General features: G+C 26.2%; 18 protein-coding genes. 17 read left to right on the top strand and 1 reads right to left on the bottom strand.

The window, feature by feature from the left end:
* Window positions 1-81 precede the first annotated feature (81 nt).
* The 3 genes from MBBAR_RS00395 (at window position 82) to MBBAR_RS00385 (ending at window position 3297) form a co-directional block, all read left to right on the top strand.
* Window positions 82-687, top strand: a complete 606-nt coding sequence (locus MBBAR_RS00395; protein WP_080459318.1) for an L-threonylcarbamoyladenylate synthase — start codon at window positions 82-84, stop codon at window positions 685-687.
* 489 nt (window positions 688-1176) lie between these two features.
* Window positions 1177-1884 carry a DNA repair and recombination protein RadB gene (gene radB / locus MBBAR_RS00390; protein ID WP_080459317.1) on the top strand — a complete coding sequence of 236 codons (708 nt, stop codon included), beginning with the start codon at window positions 1177-1179 and terminating at the stop codon, window positions 1882-1884.
* A gap of 261 nt (window positions 1885-2145) precedes the next feature.
* Entirely contained in the window at window positions 2146-3297 is a 1152-nt protein-coding gene (locus MBBAR_RS00385; RefSeq protein ID WP_080459316.1) for a pyridoxal phosphate-dependent aminotransferase, read from the top strand.
* A 171-nt stretch (window positions 3298-3468) separates the two neighbouring features.
* On the opposite strand, the gene MBBAR_RS00380 is transcribed toward MBBAR_RS00385, so the two are convergent.
* Entirely contained in the window at window positions 3469-4632 is a 1164-nt protein-coding gene (locus tag MBBAR_RS00380) for a homocitrate synthase family protein (protein WP_080459315.1), read from the bottom strand.
* 540 nt (window positions 4633-5172) lie between these two features.
* Between MBBAR_RS00380 and nifH the strand changes: the two genes are divergently transcribed.
* The 14 genes from nifH to MBBAR_RS00310 all read left to right on the top strand — a co-directional run bounded on the left by nifH (window position 5173) and on the right by MBBAR_RS00310 (window position 23048).
* Window positions 5173-6003, top strand: a complete 831-nt coding sequence (gene nifH, locus MBBAR_RS00375) for a nitrogenase iron protein (RefSeq protein ID WP_080459314.1) — start codon at window positions 5173-5175, stop codon at window positions 6001-6003.
* A 363-nt stretch (window positions 6004-6366) separates the two neighbouring features.
* Window positions 6367-6684 carry a P-II family nitrogen regulator gene (locus tag MBBAR_RS00370; protein WP_042702091.1) on the top strand — a complete coding sequence of 106 codons (318 nt, stop codon included), beginning with the start codon at window positions 6367-6369 and terminating at the stop codon, window positions 6682-6684.
* 317 nt (window positions 6685-7001) lie between these two features.
* Window positions 7002-7370: a P-II family nitrogen regulator gene (locus MBBAR_RS00365; protein WP_080459313.1), complete on the top strand. Its 369-nt coding sequence runs from the start codon at window positions 7002-7004 to the stop codon at window positions 7368-7370.
* Window positions 7371-7481: 111 nt separating this feature from the next.
* The gene (locus tag MBBAR_RS00360; RefSeq protein WP_080459312.1) at window positions 7482-8885 is read left to right on the top strand and encodes a nitrogenase subunit alpha; all 1404 of its coding nucleotides are present in this window, start codon (window positions 7482-7484) and stop codon (window positions 8883-8885) included.
* Window positions 8886-8922: 37 nt separating this feature from the next.
* Window positions 8923-10302 carry a nitrogenase component 1 gene (locus MBBAR_RS00355; RefSeq protein WP_080459311.1) on the top strand — a complete coding sequence of 460 codons (1380 nt, stop codon included), beginning with the start codon at window positions 8923-8925 and terminating at the stop codon, window positions 10300-10302.
* 77 nt (window positions 10303-10379) lie between these two features.
* Entirely contained in the window at window positions 10380-11762 is a 1383-nt protein-coding gene (nifE, locus tag MBBAR_RS00350) for a nitrogenase iron-molybdenum cofactor biosynthesis protein NifE (RefSeq protein WP_080459310.1), read from the top strand.
* A gap of 240 nt (window positions 11763-12002) precedes the next feature.
* Entirely contained in the window at window positions 12003-13451 is a 1449-nt protein-coding gene (locus MBBAR_RS00345) for a nitrogenase component 1 (protein WP_211272901.1), read from the top strand.
* Between the two features lie 187 nt (window positions 13452-13638).
* Window positions 13639-13956, top strand: a complete 318-nt coding sequence (locus MBBAR_RS00340) for a NifB/NifX family molybdenum-iron cluster-binding protein (protein WP_080459309.1) — start codon at window positions 13639-13641, stop codon at window positions 13954-13956.
* Window positions 13957-15133: 1177 nt separating this feature from the next.
* A complete protein-coding gene (locus tag MBBAR_RS00335; RefSeq protein WP_158082485.1) occupies window positions 15134-15748 on the top strand; it encodes a zinc ribbon domain-containing protein in 615 nt (204 codons plus the stop codon).
* 119 nt (window positions 15749-15867) lie between these two features.
* A complete protein-coding gene (locus tag MBBAR_RS00330; protein ID WP_158082484.1) occupies window positions 15868-16086 on the top strand; it encodes a hypothetical protein in 219 nt (72 codons plus the stop codon).
* A gap of 203 nt (window positions 16087-16289) precedes the next feature.
* Complete coding sequence (locus MBBAR_RS00325; RefSeq protein WP_080459306.1) at window positions 16290-16478, top strand: hypothetical protein; 189 nt, start codon at window positions 16290-16292, stop codon at window positions 16476-16478.
* 1130 nt (window positions 16479-17608) lie between these two features.
* Window positions 17609-17836, top strand: coding sequence for a PRC-barrel domain-containing protein (locus MBBAR_RS00320; protein ID WP_080459305.1), 228 nt, complete (start codon window positions 17609-17611; stop codon window positions 17834-17836).
* Window positions 17837-17891: 55 nt separating this feature from the next.
* Entirely contained in the window at window positions 17892-18158 is a 267-nt protein-coding gene (locus tag MBBAR_RS00315) for a YtxH domain-containing protein (protein ID WP_143746078.1), read from the top strand.
* A 528-nt stretch (window positions 18159-18686) separates the two neighbouring features.
* Entirely contained in the window at window positions 18687-23048 is a 4362-nt protein-coding gene (locus MBBAR_RS00310; RefSeq protein WP_080459303.1) for a beta strand repeat-containing protein, read from the top strand.
* Window positions 23049-23707 lie beyond the last annotated feature (659 nt).

Genomic DNA, 23707 nt, shown 5'->3' with positions numbered 1-23707 from the left:
ATTTTTTAAAATAAATATTTTTTTATAATAGATGCTTTTTTAATCAATATGTCTTTTAATTTTATAATTTATGTGATTTAGATGAAAATAGTTGAAATGGATCAAAATAATCCTGATTTAGATTTAATTGATGAAGCTATCGAAGTTTTAAGCTCTGGGGGAGTTGTGCTTTATCCTACTGATACTGTTTATGGATTGGGTGCTAATATTTTCAATGAAAAAGCTGTTGAAAAGGTTTATAACATTAAAAATAGGGATTATTTTAAACCATTATCTGTTTGTGTTTCTTCTATTGATGAAATATTGTTAATAGCTGATGTAGGTAATCATAAAACTCATGAAATTCTTACTAACAATTTGCCTGGTCCTTTTACTTTTATTTTTTATAAAAAAGAACCAATTCCTAATTATGCTACTAAAAATCATAAAGTAGGAATTAGAATTCCTGAAAATATTATTTCTAGAAAATTAACACAGAATTTTCCTATTACTACTACTAGTGCAAATTTATCTGGAAAAAAAACATTAAATAATCCAAAAGACATCATTAATCAGCTAAATGAGGGTATTGATTTTGTAATTGATGTAGGTTGTTTAAAACAATCTGAACCTTCAACCATTGTAGACTTAACTAGAAAAGAACCAAAGATATTAAGGAAAGGTTCAGGTATTCTTAAGTCCTTTTAATAATAAATTCATTGTAATTTTAATAATATTTTTATAATAATTTAATAATTTTAATAATAATTTTAATAATAATTCTTATTATAATTTTAATTATAGTATTATGCATTATTTGTATAATTATACATTATTGGTATAGTATTAATAATAGTAGTAACAATATTAATATAATAAATTTACATAGTTTTAATCTTATTTATAATAAATCTAACTTATATATAATATAATTTATATATACAAAAATTATACTTTAAAAAGTTGAAATTTATAATAATTATTATTTATAGAAAAATTTATATAAAATTTCTAAATATTTAGTTAAAATATTATTAAAAGATAATTCGAATATATTTTAAAGATATCTTAGAAATAGTTTCAAATAGTTTAACATTGTTTAATAGTTTAAAATAGTTTTAAAATAGTTTTAAAATAGTTTTAAAATAGTTTAAAATGTTTTAAAAAATAGTTTAAAGATAATTTAAAGGAGATAATATGAAATCATTAGCTGATATTAGTAATCCTTCAAAAATTCAGACCAATTCTTCTTTGGATCTTATATTAGGTGGAGGGATTGAAAAAAGAAATATAACTCAATTTTATGGACCTCCTGGATCTGGTAAAACCAATATATCTCTGGATTTAGCTGTGCAAGTAGCGAAAAATGGAAAAAAGGTGGCCTATATAGATACTGAAGGAGGAATATCAATTGATAGGGTTAAACAATTAGCTAAAAACGATTTCGATGTTATATCTAGCAATATAATTGTGTTTGAACCAAATTCTTTTCAAGAACAATCTAATAATTTAAAAACAATAGAATCATGGATCAATTCTAATGAAGATGATATCGATTTAATTATTATAGATTCTGCAGTTGCATTATATAGATTAAAAGAAGGTAAAAAATCTAATCTTTTAAATAGGGAATTAGGGACTCAGATGGGTTCATTGTCACGGATGGCTCGTAAATATGATATTGCAGTTGTAATAACTAATCAGATTTACTCTACATTTGAGGATGAAAGGTCAAGTACTATTATACCTGTTGGTGGAACTATACTTAGGTATTGGAGTAAAATAATTGTTGAATTATCTAAATCTGGGATAAATGGTCAACGTATAGCTACTCTGAAAAGACATAAATCAATAGCTGAGGGTACAAATATTAAATTTTCTATTACTAATAATGGTATTGAATAGACATTATATTATTTTTATTTCTATTTTTTATTCTTTTATTTACTTTTCTCTCATATCTTAAATTTTAACCATTAGTTTTATAAATCATTTTGAACATAAATATTTTTGTTATAAAATTAGTTTAAAATTAGTATAACACACATCAATTAGTTTAAAATTATTATATTATTTTAAAATAACTATTATATTATTTTAAAATTTTTATTCTTATTAAAAATTTATTAAATATTAACATTTTATTAAATAACATTTTGTGATAATATGATCCAACCAAAAAAATATGCAAAAGCTGCCAAAACACCTCCAAAAGGATTCAAATCAGCTAATGAATTTTTTGAACATGTTTTTAATGATAAAGATATTATATGGATGGGTCAAAATACTAATCATCTTCATAATAAGAATTATATAATGGATGCAATGGTTAATTGTGTTGAAAGTAAGGAATATTGTAAATATCCTCCTCCTGAAGGATTTCCTGAGTTAAAAAAATTGATTTTAAATGATCTTAATTTAGAAGATATGGATATCTTAATAACTGCTGGAGGAACTGAGTCATTATATCTCTGTATGAATGATATTTTAGAACCAGAAGATAATGTTATAACTTGTGACCCAGGTTATTTAATTATTGACAATTTTGCAAGTAGATTTTCTAATAAAGTCATATCTGTTCCTATTTATAGTAGTGATAATGATTATAAATTAACTCCTGAACTTGTAAAAGAATATATGGATGAGAACACAAAAATCATCGTTCTTATAGATCCTTTGAATCCCTTAGGCAGTTGTTATACAGAAGAAGAGATTAAAGAGTTTGCTAAAATTGCTGAAGAAAATGATTTATACTTATTACATGATATCACTTATAGGGATTTTGCTCGTGAACATTTTTTAGCTGCTCATTATGCACCAAATCATACTATAACTATTTATAGCTTTTCAAAAATTTTTGGAATGGCAGGTCTTAGAATTGGTTCAATTATAGGAACAAAAGAAACAATAAATTCTGTTAGAACTATTCTTATCAATGATTTAGGTACTAATTTGATTGCCCAAGCAGGAGCTATTGCAGCTTTAAAGTCAAAAGATAATTGGATTGATGAGATTACAAGTATTACTCGAAATAATCAAATTCTAATTAAAAAATGTATTGATGAAATAAAAGGAGTTTTTATTCCAGTTTATCCTTCAGATGGTAATATGTTAGCTATTGATCTGAAAGCTACTGGAATTAGTCCTAAAAAAATGGCAAACTATCTTTTGAATAAAAAAATATTTACAAGAGAAGGTAATTATACAAGTAAATTATTTGGAGATAATTATCTTAGAGTTAGCTTTTCAATTCCTGAAGAAAAAGTTAAAATATTTGTTAGAGAATTTAAAATTGCTGTTGAAGAATTAAGAAAATGATTCAAAAAAGGAATCATTCCTAACATTTTTTGTAACACTCTTTTTAATTTATATAATTTTTTATAATTATAAGAATTATTTTTATAATATTAAGAAATTTTTGATTTTTTATAATTATATAATTTTTTATTTTTATAATATTAAGAAACTTTTGATTTTTTAATAATTTTTTTAAATGTTTTTATACTTTTCTACTATTTCTTTGAAAATATTGTCGTTTATTATATTTCCATTTTCACTAGTTTCTTTTACTATTTTAAGGATTTCTGGGATTTTATTTTCTTTTATCTTAATTCCAAATTGATTTAATTTTGATTTAATTGCTTTTGATCCAGAATGTTTTCCTAATACTAAGTTTCTTTCCTGTCCTACTATTTTTGGTGAAAATGGTTCGTATGTGAAAGGATTTTTCATTACTCCATCTACATGAATTCCAGATTCATGTTTGAAGATATTTTTCCCAACTATTGGCTTGTTAAAAGGTATTTCTATTTTTGTATACATTTCAACTGTTTCTGATATTTCTTTTATTAGTTCTGTGTTAAATCCAAGATCTATTTCATATAAAACTTTTAAAGACATGACTAATTCTTCAAGAGGAGTATTGCCTGCTCTTTCACCAATTCCATTTATTGTTGTTTCAACAATATTTGCTCCAGCTAATAATCCAGAAATAGCGTTTTGCTGAGCCATACCAAAATCATTATGGCAATGGAGATTTATGTCAATTTTTATATCTTTTCTCAATTCTTTTACTAGATATTCCATTCCTTGTGGTGTTATGGCTCCAACTGTATCTGCAATATGAACTCTATCTACTTTTCTTTCTTGTGCTTCACTGTAAATCTTTTTTAAGAAATTTAAATCAGTTCTAGTTGCATCTTCAGCTGAAAATCCTACATATAAACCATGTTCTTTTGCATAATCTATAATATCCATACTTTTAATTATAACTTCTTCTTGGCTTAATTTTTTACATCCTAATTGAATTTTTGAGGTTCCTATAAATATTATTGTTCCATCAACTCCACATTCCAAACTTGCGTCTATATCCTCCTTTTTTGCACGAGATAAAGTAATAGTTTTTGAGTTCAGACCTTCATTAACAATATTTTTAATAGATTTTTTTTCTTTTTCTGAAACTGGTGGAAATCCTGCTTCAATTTGGGGTATTTTTAATTTATCAAGTAGAATAGCTATATCTAACTTTTCATTTTCATTTAAACTAACTCCGGGGGTCTGTTCTCCATCTCGAAGTGTTGTATCACATATTGTTATATTTTTTGGAAAGTTGCACTTCGCTTTCTTATTGTATGGACTTATATAATCTTCCAAGTTTTCACCTTTTTTAATTATTAAATTTTTAACTATTTTTGAACAGTTGAACAATGTATTTGTTCAAATATTAAACTTTATTACAATATATTTTAATTTATCTTTGCATTGTTAGCACAATATTTATATATGATGAACTACAATATAAAGTTGTCGGAATACGGAAACCGTTTTCCTACTATTAGGTAATTAAAATATTAAATTTAAAATTCTAAAAATTTAAAATTTGAATAATTAAAGTATTAAAATATTAAAAAATTTTTAAAAAGTAATAATATTAAAAATATTATTAAAAGTATTATTAAATATAGTATTAAAAATAGTATTAGAAGTATTATTAGAGATAGTATTAAAAATATTATTAAAAGTATTATTAATATAGTATTAAAAATAGTATTAGAAGTATTATTAGAGATAGTATTAAAAATATTATTAAAAGTATTATTAATATAGTATTAAAAATAGTATTAAAAATAGTATTATAAATCATACTAGAATTAAGGAAAATTAAGATGCTAAAAATTAAGATGGTAAGATAAGATGGTAAGAAAAATTGCAATCTATGGAAAAGGTGGAATTGGAAAATCAACTACAACTCAAAATACTGCAGCTGCAATGGCTCATTTTCATGATGAAAAAGTAATGATTCATGGTTGTGATCCAAAAGCAGATAGTACTCGTATGATTCTTAGAGGTAAAATGCAAAAAACTCTTATGGATACTCTTAGAGATGAAGGTGAGGAAGCATGTATGGATCTTGATAATGTTATGAGTGTAGGTTTTGGTGATATTAAATGTGTTGAATCTGGTGGTCCAGAACCTGGTGTAGGTTGTGCTGGTAGAGGGGTTATTACAGCTATAAACATGATGGAAATGCTTAAAGTTTATGAAGATAATTTAGACTTTGTTTTCTATGATGTTCTTGGAGATGTTGTTTGTGGTGGTTTTGCAATGCCTATTCGTGATGGTAAAGCCGAAGAGATTTATGTTGTTGCTTCTGGTGAAATGATGGCATTGTATGCAGCTAACAACCTTTGTAAAGGTATGGTTAAATATGCTAATCAAAGTGGTGTCCGTTTAGGTGGAATTATATGTAATAGTCGTAATGTTGATGGTGAAAGAGAACTTATTGAAGAATTTTGTAAAAGAATTGGAACTCAGATGATTCATTTTGTACCAAGAGATAATATTGTCCAAAAGGCAGAATTCAATAAAAAAACTGTTACAGATTTTGATCCTGAGTGTAATCAAGCTTCTGAATATAAAGCTTTAGCAGATAAAATTATCCATAATGATAATTTTGTAATTCCTGAACCTTTAAAAATGGAGGAACTAGAAGAATTAGTTGTAGAATTTGGAATTTTAGATTAATAAAACTATTAATAAACTAAATAATATTAATAAGATTAATTAAATCTTAAAAAACTTAATAAATTAAAATAAATTAGATAAACAGATAAATTGATTAAATAATTAAATATTAAACTATTAAAATTAATTTAAGGGTTGGAATTGTTAAAAGGTTGATTATAAGAAATTATCTTTAAAATAAGATTATCTCTATAAGATTATCATTAAACTAGGATTATCTCTATAGTAAGATTAGCACTAAGATAGGATTATCATTAAACTAGGATTATCTCTAAAGTAGGGTTATTTTTTAGATTATTTTAAAAATAGGTTATTTTAAAGTAGAATATTTATTTTTTTAATTTAGAATTAGGAGAGTATTAAATGAAAATGATTCGAGCCATTATAAGGCCTGAAAGAATTGAACACACAGTAGATGATTTAGATGAGGCAGGATTCGTTGCTCTTACAAAGATTGATGTCATAGGTAGAGGTAAGCAAAAAGGAATTCATCAAGATAATATTAGCTATGATGAGCTACCTAAGAGACTAATAATGTTGGTTGTAGAAGATGAATCTGTAGATCAGGCTATAGATGTAATAACAGAATCTGCTTTCACTGGAAACTTCGGTGACGGTAAAATATTCGTAAGCCCTGTTGAAAAAACTTATACAGTAAGAACTAGGTCTGAAGGTATATAAATCAGATCTCATTAATTTTTACTTTATTGATTAAATTTCTCTTGATTAAGTTTCTTTAATAGTTTCTATTTCAATATTTCATCATTATTTTAAATTTAATTTTTTTTAGTGTATCAATGTGTAGAAATAATCAAATAGGTTATTAGAGATTATTAATTCAAGAATTTAATTCATTATTAAAGTTATATCATAATTTTATATCATAAAGTAAAGTTATTTCATAAACTCATATTATTTTTATAAATTATTATTAAAATTGTTGAAATCATATTATTAAATTAACATTATTATAGTATATTAATTGTAAGGTTATTCATATGAAAGAGATATTAGCTATTATTAGGCCAGGAATGATTTCTAAGACAAAACAAGTTTTAGATGCATTAGGTTATCCCTCTATAACAGCTACAAGTGTTGTTGGCAGAGGAAAACAAAAATCATTTATTGATGAGGTTAAAGTTATTAAAAATAATGAGGGACTGCATTCCTACAATGATCAGATGAGATATGTTCCAAAGAGATTGTTAATGCTCGTAATTCCAGATGAAGATGTAAATTTAGTCGTAGAAGCACTAATGAAAGTTAATCATACTGGAAACTACGGAGATGGCAAAATCTTTATTTGTCCAATTGAAAATTCTGTAAGAGTAAGAAACAAGGAGGAAGGATTAGAAGCAATACTCTAATCACCAAAATTTATCTATACAAAATATTTAGATATAGCTATATGAATATTAGCAAATAAATATTAGAAGAATGAATATTAGGAGACTATAGAATCTATTAGGAGATTATTAATGCCACATAAACTATTTGAAATAGATAAAGAGATACCTGAAAGAGAAAAACATATATATATAAAACATTGCTCTGATGAAGATAATGAGATCGATTGTAATAAAAGCACAATACCTGGTTGTATGACTGAACGTGGATGTGCTCTTGCTGGTGGTAGAGGAGTTATTACTGGAGCTATAAAAGATGTAATAGGTCTTGTACACAGTCCTGTAGGTTGTCAATACTACACTACAGGAGTAAAACGGTATCCCTCAAAACCAGAACTTCCAAATGGGAAAACATTCCCAATTGATAACTTTAATTTAAAATATAGTTTTGGAACAGATTTGAAAGAGGCGAATGTTGTTTTTGGAGGAACAAAAAAATTAAAAGAAGCTATTATTGAGTCTAATAAAGAATATCCTTTTGCTTCAGCTATTTATGTTAATAGTACATGTACTACAGGATTAATTGGAGATGATGTTGATGCTGTTTGTAAAGAGATGACTGAAGAATTAGGTAAAGATGTTGTAGCTTTCAATACACCTGGTTTTTCTGGCGTATCTCAATCAAAAGGTCATCACATAACAAATGATGCTGTTTTTGATCGTTTAGTTGGTACAAAAGAACCACCTAAGACTACAGGATATGATATTTGTTTAATTGGAGAATATAATATAGATGGTGACTTGTGGGTTCTTGAAAAGTATTTAACTGAAATGGGATTAAATATTTTGTCACGGTTTAGTGGTGATGCAAGTCATGATGAATTATGCTGGATGCATAGATCTAAATTGAATCTTGTTAGATGTCAGAGATCTGCAACTTATATAGCTGATTTAATAGAGGAAAAATATGGAGTTCCTTATAAAAAAGTTGATTTCTTTAGTACTGAGTATTGTGATGATAATTTACGTATGCTAGGTAGATATTTCAGTTTAGAGGAAGAGGCAGAAGCTGTTATTGAAAAATATCATGGGGAAGTTAAAGAAGAATTAAAATGGTATAAGGAACAGTTATCTGGTAAAAAAGTTTATATTTTTTCAGGAGGGCCAAAAAGCTGGCATTTATCTATTCCTTTAGAAAAAGAGCTAGGTTTGGATATTATTGCTGTTGCATCACAATTTGAACATTTAGATGGATATGATAAAATGAAAGCAAGAGTTAAAGATGGAACAACTATTTTAGATGATCCTAACAGTTTAGAGTTAGAAGAATTAATTTTAACTAATAAGCCTGATTTGATTCTTGCTGGTATTAAAGAGAAATATTTGGCTTATAAACATGGAATACCTGCAATACAAATACATAGTTATGAAAATGGACCTTATATCGGTTATGAAGGATTCCTTAATTTAGCTAAGGATATATATAATAATATTAATGCTCCAGTATGGAAATTAATGGATTTTGAAAGTGAGTGAGTTGGAAGTGAATAAATGGATTTGGAAGTGAATAAAAATGAGTGTTAATGTATACAAAAGGGATAGACAAGTAATAATAGATCCACTTGTAACATGTATGCCCCTAGGAGCAATGTGGGCTGTTCTTGGAATAAATCATGGAGTGCCATTAGTACAAGGATCCCAAGGTTGCAGTACTTTTGCAAGATATCATCTTGCAAGACATTTTCGTGAACCAATTGAAATAGCTGTTAGTAGCTTTCATGAATCAACAGCTGTCTTTGGAGGTAAAAAAAATCTAAATATAAGTCTTAAAACTCTTATACAAAGACAAGATCCTGAACTTATAGGAGTTATAACAACATGTAGTTCAGAGATTATTGGGGATGATGTTTATGGATTTGTAGATTCAAACAAACAAGAATTAAAAGAGTTAGGATACGATAACACTGAAATTATACCTATAAATACTCCTTCTTTTGCAGGAAGTCATTTTGCTGGTTATGATAATGCTATTGATGCATTAATTAAAAATTTAGCTACTCCTAATGAGAATATTGAATGTGATAATAATATTAATATTATACCTGGTTTATTGAATCCTGGTGATGTTAATGAAATAAAACATATGTTGGATTCGATGTTTGTTCCTTACACAATGTTAACTGACATTTCAGAAACATTTGATTCTCCTTTAAATCCAAAAAAACAAAAAACCCCATATTTTGGAAAAGGAGGAACTACAGTTAATGACATAAAGAATATATCAGCAAGTAAAGGAACTATAAGTATAGCTAAGTATGCTAAAACAGGGGCTGAAACATTAAAACAAACTCATAAAGTCCCTGCTGTAACAGATAATTTGCCTCCAATTGGTATTAAAGGAACTGATAAATTTCTTAAGACTGTGAATAAATTATCTGGATATGATATTATTGATACTTTAATGACAGAAAGGGGTTTAACATTAGATTTAATGGCTGATGTAAGTGCAAGATATTTAGCAGGAAGAAAAGTAGTAATTTTTGGTGATCCTACACTTGTAACTGGATTAACATCTCTTGTAATAGAGTTAGGAATGGAAGTTGTAATGGTAACCACAGGATCAGAGGAAAAAACATTTCCTACAGATATTGAAAGTATAAGTAAAAATCAAAGTATAGATGTATTCTCAGAAGGAGATTTGAAAGTAGTAGAAGATTATGTAAAAGATAAAGATAATGGAGTAGAATTAATATTAGGTTCAAGTGAAGCTAGATTCATAAATTATGATACAGGAATTCCATTAGTACGTTTTGGATTTCCAGTTTATGATAGAGTGGGATACCATTCACAACCAATTGTAGGATATCGTGGTGCTAAACGTGTTGTTGAAATGGTAACTAATGAGGTTTTAGCAAAATATTATGAAGAAAAACATTGGAAATTACAACAATAATAAGATAAAAATTGTAAATTAATATAAAAATTACAAATTATAAAAATTAAAATAATAATAATGGAGATTTTGTATTTATGGAAAAACAAGATTGTGTAGAACCTATAATTGACACATTTGAGGAACGCCAAAGCCATATGTGTATTAAAGGTGGAGGACTTTCTCTTCCTGAATGTGATAAACCAGGAATTCCTGGAACAGTCACACAAAGAACTTGTGTATTTGGAGGAGCAAGAATTGTACTCATGCCAATCACAGATTCAATACATCTTGTACATGGTCCAATAGGATGTGCCTCATGTACTTGGGATATTAGGGGAAGTAAGTCTTCAGATTCAAAGTTATATAAGAAAGGATGTTCAACTGATTTAAAAGAAAAAGATATTGTTTTTGGAGGTGAAAGAAAGTTATATGACTCAATAATTGAACTTCATAAATTACATAACCCTGGAGCTATTTTTGTATATGCAACTTGTGTTTCTGGTGTTATTGGAGATGATATAAATAGTGTATGCAAGGAAGCTCAAAATATTACTGGGTGCAGAGTCATTCCTGTACAATCTGAGGGTTTTCAAGATCATAATAAAACAAAAGGACATTGGATTGGATGTGATGCATTAATTGATAATGTTATAGGAACATCAGAACCTGATCAAGATTCAATTACTCCTTTTGATATTAATATAATTGGAGAATTTAATGTAGCTGGTGATTTATGGGGTATTAAACCTTTATTAGAATATTTAGGATTAAATATTGTAAGTACTGTCACTGGAGACTCTAAAATTGAGGATATAGCTAAATCTCATAGAGCAAAATTAAATATAGTGCAATGTCAAAAATCTTCAAATTATTTAGCTAAAAAAATGAAGAAAAAATATGGAATTCCATCAATTAAAGTTAATTTTTTTGGAATTGAAAGTACTATAACTTCTATAACTGAAATTGCCGAATTTTTTGATGATGAAGAAATGAAAAATAGGGCAAATAATTTAATTGAAAATGGACTAAAACATTTAGATAATAAATTAGAAGAATATAGGGAAAGATTAAATGGAAAAACTGTTGCTTTATATGTTGGAGGAAATAAAGCTTGGTCTTTAGTTAGGGCATTTGAAGAATTGGGAATGGAAGTTATAATGTCTGGAACAAAGAATGGAATAAAAGAAGATTATGAAAATATCAAAAATATTGTTAAAGAGGGAACATTAATCGTTGATGATGCTAATTCTAATGAGTTAAGAAAGTTATTAAAGAAATTAAAACCAGATTTACTTATTTCAGGAGCTAAAGAGAAATATATAGCTTTAAAATTAGGAGTTGGGTTTTGTGATTTTAATCATGATAGAATTTCTGCTTTTGCAGGATTTAAAGGCTTTTTAGAATTTGCAAAAGAAGTTGATGGTGCTGTTTCAACATCTGTTTGGAATGTTGTATCTACAAGTATATATGATGAATAATCTTATGTCAAAGAATTATATTTTATGAAGAGTTATACTTCAAGACTTATATTTTATGAAGAGTTATACTTATGAAGAGTTATACTTATGAAGAGTTATACTTTATGAAGATTTATATTTGACAAAAAATTATAAAATAGATAATAATTAGTATAATAGTATTAATTTTAATAAATAAAATATTTTTAAGATATAGGCTAGTTTTAAAGGTGAAATTAGTGAGATATGGGAGATATATTGATGAAAAAGAATCAAGATTGTTGTGGATTTGAAGAAAATAAATATATTAGTAATAAAAAATTTGCAGTGGAAAATCCTGCAAGAATGTGTCAACCTATGGGTGCTTTACAGGCAATAATGGGATTGAAAAATGCTATGCCTCTTATACATGGTTCTCAGGGTTGTGCTACATACATGAGATTTCAGTTGATTAGACACTTCAGAGAACCAATAGAAGTATCATCATCAGCACTTAATGAGAAGACAGTTATTTATGGTGGAGAAAATAATTTATTAAATGCACTTAAAAATGTTTCTGAGAAACAAAATCCTGATATTGTTTGTGTAATGAGCAGCTGTTTAACAGAAACTATAGGTGATGATATTGAAGGTATTATAAGTAAATTTGAGGATGCAAATATTGGTATGAAATTACCTAAAATGGTTTCTGTTTCAACTCCTAGCTTTTCTGGATCTCATATTGAAGGTTATGATAAGGCAGTTCTTGAACTTGTTAAAGATTTATGTAAATTAAATATTCCAAATGATAAAATTAATCTTATAATGGGAAATTTATCTCCTGGAGATGTTAATGAGGTTAAAAAATTAATAAATGACTTAAATATTTCGAGTATAATTTTAACTGATACTTCTTTAAATCTTGATGCTCCATTAGATGAGGATACATTGGAATTACATAAATATGGGACATCATTAAATGAAATTGAAGATACTCCTAATTCTAAAGGAACAATATCATTATCTAAACATGCTGATTCAGCTGGAAAATATCTTGAAAAAAATTTTGATGTTAAATGTTTTTCAGAGAATTTACCAGTAGGTATCAAAAATACTGATAGATTTGTAAAAAATGTATGTGAATTAATGAATATTGAAATTCCAAAAAAAGTAGAAAGAGACAGAGGAAGGCTTTGTGATATTTTAGTTGATTCTCATGCTTATAATTACAGAAAAAAGGTAGCTATTTTCGGCGATCCTGACATGGTTATTGGAATAGCTAATATCGTTAGTGAAATGGGGATGATTCCTGAAGTTTTATGTATTGGCATGGAAAGTGAAAGATTTATTAATGATGTTGGTAGTATTAAAGAACTTTCAAATGAAATTGATTATAATCCTATTATTTTAGAAAATAGTGATTTATTTGATTTAGAAAATGTTTTAGATAATCATGATGTTGATATTTTATTTGGAAATGCTTATGGCGCATCAATAGCTGATAAAAATAATATTCCTTTATATAGGATAGGATTTCCTATTTTTGATAGGGTTGGTGCTCAAAGAATTTCCTGTCTTGGATATACTGGTGGAATAAAATTTGTTGATGAAGTAACAAATATGATAATTGATTATTATTATGATTTTGAAGGTTATAAGTTAGATGAAGAAGAAGAGATTGTTTTCAGTGATATTGCTACTGAAGAAAAACATATTGAGGAGAAATTTTAGTTTTAAGATGTTTAATTTTATAATATGTATTTTTATATAATAATTAATTGTGATTATGAGTTATGAGTTATGAGTTATGAGTTATGAGTTATGAGTTATGAGTTATGAGTTATGAATTGTGAGTTATGAATTAGTAATTATGATTATGTATTAAGAGAATAGCATTATTGTAGTATATGGTGATATTATGATGGTAGCAGTTGCTTCTACTGATGGGAAAAATATTGATCTTCATTTTGGAGATGCTGAACAATTTTTCATCTTTGATGTTAAGAATAGTGAATTTTTAGAACTAAGAAAAAAATCAAACATTCGATTAGAGGATCATACAGACAGGTGGAAAGAATCAACAGACCTTATAAATGATTGTAAAGTAGTTTTATGCAAAAAAATAGGTAAAGAACCTCACATTGAACTTAGAAAGATGGGAATTAAAGCTATAATACTTGATTGTAATGTAGATGATGCATTAAAAGAATGTCATAATCATTTAAACCTTTCTTAAGCCTAATATTTATTTAATAGGTTAAATATCTTTATTTAATATTAATATTTATTATTACTATTTATTTTTAATATAGTATCTTTTAAAACATTTTTTATTTTTATAGAGTTTTTTTATAATACTCTTTTTATATTATTTTTTTATAGTACTTTTTTACAGTAATTTTCTATATAGTACTTTTTTATAGAGTATCTTTTTAAATGTTAATTATTTATTTAGGGATTTTGAAAAAATAGCTTTTAAGTAGTCTATTTCTTTTATAATATTAGTACTTTAATAAAGTTTTTTTAACATTAGGCTTAGGATAATAGTTCTATCATTTACATCTATTATATATTATAATAAAACTGTTGTTAATGTATTAATTTAAGATTAAATTATTAATAATATGTACAAATAGCTATATTTATATATAATTTACTACAAAATAATTACAAGTTAGAATAATATGATACAAGATAATAAAAACATGAAAAGTATGTAGTTATCAAAATAGAAAAAATAAAAGATAGTATAAAATAATTTGCTGGTTTATTAGAGATATTTCAATATATCTTTATTTTCATAATTTAAAGTATTAACTCTATTCTATGACTTTTTTATTAAGATAAAACACTATCTTTTTGTCTTTTAAAGCTCTTAGAGTTCTACTAATTTGATTTAGTTAAATCAATTCATTTACTAATTTCTGTAAGAACTTTTAAATTATTTTCTAAACAAAATATTATTTTTTCCATGTTCAGAGAGTTTGATCTATCTATCCTCAATAGCTTTAACTTTCATATAGCTTTAGCTTTCATATATTTCAATGAATTTTAATATAAAAAAATATAAATTTGACATTTTAATTGTAATATAATTGATATTATATTTGATAGATTTATCTTTATTAAAATAAATATCAAAATAAATGTTCAACATGTTAAAAATTTAGATAATAATGTAAAATTAATGTTTAATGTATATGAAATGATTTATGTCTATGAACCGTATTATTTCGTATAAAATGGTGAAAATATAGAACAAAAAAATAAAAGAAAATAAATAATATTGGGATATTTCAGATAATTATATATTAGAAAAGCTATATGGATTAGCTACTGTATTTTTATCATATAATGAGTTACTATTCAAATAAATAATATACTAATAAATTCAAAAAGAAGGAGGTTTGTTTTTGACAAAATATTGTTCAAATTGTGGGAAAGGCAATGATGATAACTCTACATTTTGTAGAAACTGTGGAGAAAGACTATCTGGGATGCATTCAATAAATTCTGATAATAAAAGTGTTAAAAAAGGGAACAATAAAGTTTTAATCGGTGTTATAGTATTATTGCTAATGGTTATTGCTATTGTTGGTACTTATGCTTTTTTTACTATCAATGAAAATAGTTCTGATACAAGTAGTAGTGGTTCTGTTGGTAATATTTCTGATAGTTCTGTTAGTTCTATTAGTGATGTTTCTGGTGGAAGTACTAAATCTTGGCATAAAGTAGACTCATTTAATGGTGTTGGTGATTATGAGATTACTTTTAATAATAATGGTGGAAATAGGATTAAGATTGTTTCATCAGCCATGCCTATAAAAAATTATGCTGATAATTATATGTACACAACTGTTAGTAAAAATGGTTATAATATGGGTTCTTCTCAATTATCATGGAATAGTAAAAGTGCAGTAGCTACAAAGTCTGATAATATTGAATTTTCAGGTTCTGGAACATATTCCATATCTATATCTGCTTATGAGTTACAATATTGGAATTTAGAAATATATGAATATTATTAAAAAATCTTAATATAAATCTATTCAATGTTAAATTATACATGGGGATTTTTATTTATTGACAAAATATTGTCCTAATTTTGAAGAAGAAAATTCTAATGACTCAATATTTTGCAGAGTATATGGAGAAAAAAATATTTATTCTTAAAGAAATTAAGGAAGAATATATAAAAATTAATGGTGAAATTGATGATGATTTCTTAAAAGATTATGATGAGAAATACAAAGATTATTCAAATGATTTCCAAAATTTCAAAAAACATTTTTTCACTAATATTTATCAACCAAATAACAAAGAAAATGACACTATAAGAAATATTGTAAACTCATTTTTAGGGTGATTATTGATGAGTTTCTTTTTCGATACAAATGTTGTTATAGGGTATTGTTTTCGGTGAGATCCTTTTCATAATGAGTCAATAGTTGCTTTTTTACTTGAAGGGAATTTATATTGCTCAGATAAGATTAAACAAGAATTAAAAAAATTCATTTTCAAATTAAACATCTTTTATCTAATTTTTTAACAGATTTATATGATTTTGTTTTGTTAAATAGTAATATCATTAAAAAAAATTTACTTATTAAATATATCCAAGATAGGTATAATGATGTTGATCACCTTGAAAAATTTGTAAATACTGCGAATATTTTTTGGGATAAAAATAATTCTAAAAATAAAATGAGTAAAAAAGTTGTTTTAAAATGCTTTAAAGAGTTTAATTCTTCAATTTGAATATATTTCAGATAATTATAAAGATAATGTAGGGGATAAATTAATTTTAAGTTCTTTAATTATATCTGACTTTTCCTGTTTATACAGAATTATTTTCACTTTTTAATAATAGTATTGGTAGTCATGATGAAGATATTAATATTATTCTTGATGCTTATTATTTAAGTATGGGTTTTAATGATAACTTGTATTTTATAACATTTGATAATGGGATTCATAATTATGCATCCGGTAAAACTAATATCCGTAAATTTTGTCATCCTAATGAGTTATAATTATTATAAATCACTTTTTGAATGAATATATTATTAGTAGATTTCTTATTTTTTATAACCCCTCATGCAACATTAATTTGTTGTTATGATGGGGCTTTTTTTATTTAATATACTAAAATCATAAAATTTTAAGGGTAGATCTTTATTGATTCATCCTCTATTTTTTTAAACTATTTTCAATACTTATTGAAGAACAGTAAAATTTATAGAACTCTAATTATATAATTATGATATAACAAACAAGTTATTTTTAAATTTATATAAAAAATAAATAATGGTGATAACATTGGTAAATACATCTTCAAGAAATGCAGAAAAAGACTGCACGAAAGTAAAATGTAAATGCCTATATCGGGATTGTGTGAATACTCCTGAATGGGTTTGTCCTAGATGTGGCAGAGTATATGAACTCTTAGGCAATGAGTATGTACTAAAAATTGATATTTAATAATAAATTTTTCTTATTTTTTCATTTGAAATGGTTAGTCTTGCAGTTGCAAGAAGTACTTTTTCAAGTGTAATTATTTTATAATATTTAATAGTTTTACTATTTTTTATAAAATATGTAATTGGAATGTTCTCTTTTTATATATCATTAAATATCATTAAAAACATACTATAGTTAGAGATTTTGCATATATTTTGATTATTGTTTTAATATGAAAGTGGGTTTTTGAAAAATGATTGTTATTTGACAAAAAATGAGTATTTAGAAATTAAATTAGGCAAAGGCATATGCTCATGGAAATGAGGAACATTATAATAATGTCTATTGAAAGGCATGTTATACAGTTGAATATACTTGAAATGTAAATTCAACAAAATTATTTTAATATATAATTGGGGGTTTTTTTCATGGATATGAAGGATTTTCTTGATATGGAAGTAATTGATAAAGAGGGGCAAAGTATTGGGAAAGTTGATACTGTTAAATTTAATGAAGATACTGGAACAATCAATGAAATTGTTATTAAATTAGATAAAGGGATATTTTCTCGTGCCAAAGAAATTATTACATTTAATGAGATAAAAAATATAAAAGATGTAGTATTATTGAATATTAGGGTAGATATGGATAAATAATTTCTATTTTTAAATAGAAATATTTTTTTTATATAGATATTATTGAAATGAATTATTGAATGAGGATGAAAACATGAGTGATGATTTAAAAGATAAATTGAAAAAAAAGGTTAATGAAACTAATGAGAAGATTAAAGATGTTGCATCAGATGCTAAGAGCGTAGCTGAAGATGTTGCATCAGATGCAAAAGATAAGGTTGATGATGCTACAGATACTGTTAAAGATAAAACAGAAGAAGCAAAAAATAAAACTGAATATGAAGGTAAAAAAGCTAAAGATAAAGCCGAGTATGAGGCTAAAGAAGCTGATAGGAAATCTTAAAAATTATAAATACATTATTTTCTTTTTTTAATTTTTTTGGCTTTGTAGAAATCCTTATTTTTTACACTTGAAATTTTTAATTTGTGAAATTAAATTGTTAAAATAATTCTTTAATTTCAAAATAAAAGATTTTTAATCATAATCTTTTTTATAATTATATTGATATTAAAAGGATTTCTACAAAGCCTATTTTTTTATTTTTATATTTCTTATTTTTATTTTATTTTTTTTTAATTATTTTTAATATTCCTTTAATTTTAATTTAAAGCTGGGGGGGGGGATAGCTATTGTTTTTTTCTTTTTGCTGTGTTTATTCGTTCATATGGGTTCTTATTGTTTTGTTTATTATTTTTTAGTTTTTAATTTTTTTATTCTTTTAATGACGTTTGGGTTGTTTTTTGTTTTTGGGTAGGAAGTTTTTTATAGTAGTTTTTTTATATTATATTATTGTAGCGTAGTGAGTGTTCTCATTGTGCTAGTATTTTTTATATATACTGATTGATTGGATCAGGAGGTGAAAAAACGAAAATGTTTACAATAAATAGACTTTTTAAGCCAATTATTTTTGTTATGTGTGTTTTATTTATCTTTTTAGCTTTATCTAGTGCTAGTGCAGCTAATCATAATTTTACTACAGTTAATACTACTGAACAGTTTCAAAGTGTTATTAATAATGATAATGATAATGATTTGGTGATTAGTTTTGATGATGGTACGTATAGTGATTGGGGTCAGCTTAATATTAGTCGTAATGCTACTATTGTTGGTAAAAGTCGTGGTGGTGCTAAATTCACAACATCTAGTGTTGATACTTTGTTTAATATTACTGCTACTAATGTAAAGATTATTAATTTAACTATTAGTGGTTATGCTACAGCTATAAAATCTAATTGTAGTGATTTGACTGTTAGTGATAATAATATTACTACTTCTGGTGTTAGTATTAATTTAAGTAGTAGTGGTAGTGCTAATCCTATAACAGGTGTTGTTATTAAGGATAATATTATTAAATCCAGTATATCTGATTATTATCGTGGTGCTGTTTCTTTTTTCGGTAAATCTGCTGGTAAGACTGTTTTTGATGTTTTATTTAGTGGTAATAATATAACTGGTGTTTATTCTGGTGTATACTTAGGTGATGGTAGTTATAATAGTCCTGTTTCGTCTGCTAATTTGGTTTTTGAAAACAACAACATCTTAGGAACATCACATGGTGTTTATCTGGCTGTATCCAGCAGCAACAACACCAATATAACCTTCGCCAACAACAACATCACAGGAACATCAGGCTATGGTGTTTATCTGGATGTATCCGTCAGCAACAACACCAATATAACCTTCGCCAACAACAACATCACAGGAACACCCGGCAATGGTGTTTATCTGGCTGTATCCAGCAACAACAACAACAATATAACCTTCGCCAACAACAATATCACAGGAACATCATATGGTGTTTATCTGTCTGCATTCAGCAGCAATAACACCAATATAACCTTCGCCAACAACAATATCACAGGAACATCATATGGTGTTTATCTGTCTGCATACAGCAGCAACAATACCAATATAACCTTCGCTAACAACAATATTACTGGTGTTAGTTGTGGTGTTCATGTTTATTTGTATAGTAGTAATGTTAAGGGTGTTAATTTCTTGAATAATACTATTAATGCTACTAGTGGTGATGGTTTTTATTTCGATAGTAGTGGTGGTGGTGTTCCTAATGTGACTGATTTTGTTGTTAGTGGTAATACTATTTTTGCTACTAATGCTGGTTTGAATTTCACTGGTTTACGTGTTGGTTCATTGGTTAATGTTACTGTTGAGTATAATCGTATATTGGCAAGTTTTGGTGTTAATATTACTGGTCGTAATGATAATAGTAGTTTTGATCGTAATTGGTGGGGTGTTAATGATATTACTGGTATGATTTTGGGTGTTGATACTCTTAATCATTTTATTTTGAATATTATTAATACTTCTAGTTTGGATGGTGTTCATTTTGGTGATAATGTTAGTTTTATGTTGTTAGTTTTGAATACTACGCTTAGTAATGATGGTGTTGAATTTTTACCTGATTTTGTTGTTAATGGAACTTTCAATTGTGATAAGTTTAATAGTAGTCGTGTTGATGGTTTTGTTTATAATGCAACAGCTACAGCTGGTGTTCAAACTTTAGCTGCTACTTTAGATAGTCAGAATGTGATTCTAAATTTTAACATTAATTCTAGTATAATTGTTATTAATGATCCAGTGAGTATTGGTGAGAATGTTACTATTTCTGGTCAGTTAACTGATTATGCTGGTATAGCTGGTGTTAATGTTACTGTTGATGGTAATCTTTATACAGATGTTTCTGTTAATGGTACTGGTGGTTGGAGTCTTAATTACAGAACTAACAAGACAGGTAATATAACAGTTATTGTTAGTTTTAGTGGTAATGAGAGTTATACTGCTTTTAGTAATAGTACTATTTTTGAAGTGTTGAGGAATAGTACTAATTCTACTATCATTGTTAATCCAGTAGTGAATATTGGCAACAATGTTACTATTTCTGGTGAGCTTGTTGGTTATGTTGGTAATGGCTCTGACATTTTAACTGTTAGTGTTGATGGTAATGTTTATGATGATGTTATTATTAATTCTACTGGTGTTTGGAGTCTTAATTACACAACTAACCGCACAGAAAACATAATTGTTAATGTTACTTATGATGGTAATGATAATTATACTGCTTTTAGTAATAGTACTACTTTTGAAGTTGTTAAGAATAGTACTAATTCTAGTATTATTGTAGCTAGTGTTCAAATTGGTACTAATGTTACTATTTCTGGTGAGCTTGTTGGTTATGTTGGTAATGGCTCTGACATTTTAACTGTTAGTGTTGATGGTAATGTTTATGATGATGTTATTATTAATTCTACTGGTGGTTGGAGTCTTAATTACACAACTAACCGCACAGGAAACATAACTGTTAGTGTTACTTATGCTGGTAATGATAATTATACTGGTTTTACTAATGCAACTAGTTTTACTGTGAATTTGAATGATACTAATTCTAGTATTGTTGTTAATCCTGAAACTGTAAATATTGGCAACAATGTTACTATTTCTGGTCAGCTTGTTGGTTATGTTGTTAATGGCTCTGACATTTTAAGTGTTAGTGTTGATGGTAATGTTTATGATAATGTTATTATTAATTCTACTGGTGGTTGGAGTCTTAATTACACAACTAACCGCACAGGAACTATAACTGTTAATGTTACTTATGCTGGTAATGATAATTATACTGCTTTTAGTAATAGTACTAGTTTTGAAGTTTTAAGGAATAGTACTAATTCTACTATTATTGCTAATCCAAATCCTGTGAGTATTGGTAATAATATTACTATTTCTGGTCAGTTGGATAATTTTACTGGTATAACTGGTGTTAATGTTACTATTGATAGCAATATTTACACAGATATTTCTGTTAATAGTACTGGTGGTTGGAATCTTAATTACACAACTAACAAAACAGGTAATATAACAGTAATTGTTAGTTTTAATGGTAATGAGAATTATACTAGTTTTACTAATACAAGTAGTTTTACTGTGATTTTGAATGATACTAATTCTAGTATTGTTGTTAATCCAGATTCAGTGAGTATTGGTGATAATGTTACTATTTCTGGTGAGCTTGTTGGTTATGTTGGTAATGGCTCTGATTCTTTGACTGTTAGTGTTGATGGTAATGTTTATAATAATGTTACTATTAATTCTACTGGTGGTTGGAGTCTTAATTACACAACTAACCGCACAGGAAACATAACTATTACTGTTACTTATGCTGGTAATGAGAATTACACTAGTTTTACTAATGTGACTAGCTTTTTAGTGGCTAAGAATGGTGTTAATTCTTCTATTAATATTCCTAGTAATGTTAAGGTTGGAGATTCTATAATAATTGATGGTGTTTTAGCTGATGAAAATGGTAATCCAATAGCTAATACTACTATTACTGTTATTATTGATGGTGAAAACTTTAATGTAACAACTGCTGAAAATGGTAGTTGGAATCTTAATTACACTCCAACTCATGCTGGTGAATTTACTATTAATGTTACTTGGGAAGGTAATGAGAATTACACTAGTTTTAACAATAATACTAACTTTACTGTTACTAAGTTAGCTACATATTCTAGTATTGATATTTCAGGTGATTTTAGAGTAGGGAAAACTACTGTTATAATTGGTGTTCTTCTCGATGAGGAAGGTAATACAATAGCTGATAGTGAATTAGAAATTACTATTGATGGTAAAAAACATTTAGTGAAAACTAATTCTAATGGTTACTGGTATTTAACTTATAAACCCAAAAGCACTGGAAAAATTACAGTTGTACTTAATTTCAATGGTGATGCTAAATATTTAGGTTTTACTAACAGCACTAGTTTTGATGTTAAAAAAGGTGAAAGCTTTGTTAATGTTACTGTTAATGAAAATAAGAATGGTTCTGTTGATTTGATTGTTAAAGTAGTTGATGAAGATGGTGATACCATACCAGATTATAAAGTTGATGTTGAATTAGATGGTAAATACATAGGATCTGTGATAACAGATTCTGATGGAGTTGGAATATTCCATATACCAAATTCTAAACTTACACCTGGTAAACATAAGATTACAGCTTTATCAGATAATGAAAATTACTTTAGTAATCTAGCATTTGCTGAATTTGAAACCAAAAACAACACCAACAACACTAATAATACTAATGGTAATGACAATAAAACAACTGATAATCCAGTAGCAATAGCTACTATGAAAAAAACAGGAATACCAATAATAGCTATTATACTAGTATTGATAAGTATATTTGGAATCAGCTTAAGAAGAAAACAATAATTAAAAATTTTTTTTTTTTAGGAGGATTTATTTATTTTTTTCCTCCATATTTATATTTTATTATTTATATTTTAATTTTTATTATTATTTTTTATATTATTTTTGGCTTTGTAGAAATCCTTTTTTTTTTAGCTTATTTGTGCTGATCTTTTTTAAACAGATTTTAGCATTAATTATAAGTATAAATAATGAAATTTATAAGTTTATTTTCATTTAAATCAGTGATGCATTGATTTTTAAATTTTTTAATATAATTTTTCAGGCTTTTCAAAGTTAAAATCCGAAAAGATTTAATTGTCTTGAAATTAAATCATTAAACTGAGAGTATGTACTTTTGCGTTTCATAATAATATATATTCTCATTATTAATATTTATATCTTTATAATCCTTAAATTTCAAAATAACTAAATATAAACTAAAATATAAAAATTTAAAGAAAAAAAGGATAGTTTATTTGAAAATTAAAGAATAAATTTTTCAAAAAAAAAATGAAACTTCAAATATAAAAAATTAGGATTTCTACAAAGCCATTTTTTTATTAATTAAATTATTAAATTATTTTATTTTTTAATTTTTTTATTACTATTATATTTATAATGTTTTTTGGTTTAATATGATAATTTGGACTATTTTTAATAAGTTGAAAGTGTTTCTTTTA

The organism is Methanobrevibacter arboriphilus JCM 13429 = DSM 1125 (assembly GCF_002072215.1).
Lineage (GTDB): Archaea > Methanobacteriota > Methanobacteria > Methanobacteriales > Methanobacteriaceae > Methanobinarius > Methanobinarius arboriphilicus.
Note: the sequence above shows the minus strand (reverse complement) of the source record. Positions and strands in the feature narration are given on the sequence as shown.

What these genes read in the sequence shown, in the direction of transcription:
- MBBAR_RS00385 (WP_080459316.1), top strand. Translation starts at nt 2,146, where the DNA reads ATGATCCAACCAAAAAAATATGCAAAAGCTGCCAAAACACCTCCAAAA.
- MBBAR_RS00340 (WP_080459309.1), top strand. Translation starts at nt 13,639, where the DNA reads ATGATGGTAGCAGTTGCTTCTACTGATGGGAAAAATATTGATCTTCAT.
- nifH (WP_080459314.1), top strand. Translation starts at nt 5,173, where the DNA reads ATGGTAAGAAAAATTGCAATCTATGGAAAAGGTGGAATTGGAAAATCA.
- MBBAR_RS00345 (WP_211272901.1), top strand. Translation starts at nt 12,003, where the DNA reads ATGAAAAAGAATCAAGATTGTTGTGGATTTGAAGAAAATAAATATATT.
- MBBAR_RS00365 (WP_080459313.1), top strand. Translation starts at nt 7,002, where the DNA reads ATGAAAGAGATATTAGCTATTATTAGGCCAGGAATGATTTCTAAGACA.
- MBBAR_RS00360 (WP_080459312.1), top strand. Translation starts at nt 7,482, where the DNA reads ATGCCACATAAACTATTTGAAATAGATAAAGAGATACCTGAAAGAGAA.
- MBBAR_RS00330 (WP_158082484.1), top strand. Translation starts at nt 15,868, where the DNA reads ATGGAGAAAAAAATATTTATTCTTAAAGAAATTAAGGAAGAATATATA.
- MBBAR_RS00395 (WP_080459318.1), top strand. Translation starts at nt 82, where the DNA reads ATGAAAATAGTTGAAATGGATCAAAATAATCCTGATTTAGATTTAATT.
- radB (WP_080459317.1), top strand. Translation starts at nt 1,177, where the DNA reads ATGAAATCATTAGCTGATATTAGTAATCCTTCAAAAATTCAGACCAAT.
- MBBAR_RS00320 (WP_080459305.1), top strand. Translation starts at nt 17,609, where the DNA reads ATGGATATGAAGGATTTTCTTGATATGGAAGTAATTGATAAAGAGGGG.
- MBBAR_RS00370 (WP_042702091.1), top strand. Translation starts at nt 6,367, where the DNA reads ATGAAAATGATTCGAGCCATTATAAGGCCTGAAAGAATTGAACACACA.
- nifE (WP_080459310.1), top strand. Translation starts at nt 10,380, where the DNA reads ATGGAAAAACAAGATTGTGTAGAACCTATAATTGACACATTTGAGGAA.
- MBBAR_RS00355 (WP_080459311.1), top strand. Translation starts at nt 8,923, where the DNA reads ATGAGTGTTAATGTATACAAAAGGGATAGACAAGTAATAATAGATCCA.
- MBBAR_RS00310 (WP_080459303.1), top strand. Translation starts at nt 18,687, where the DNA reads ATGTTTACAATAAATAGACTTTTTAAGCCAATTATTTTTGTTATGTGT.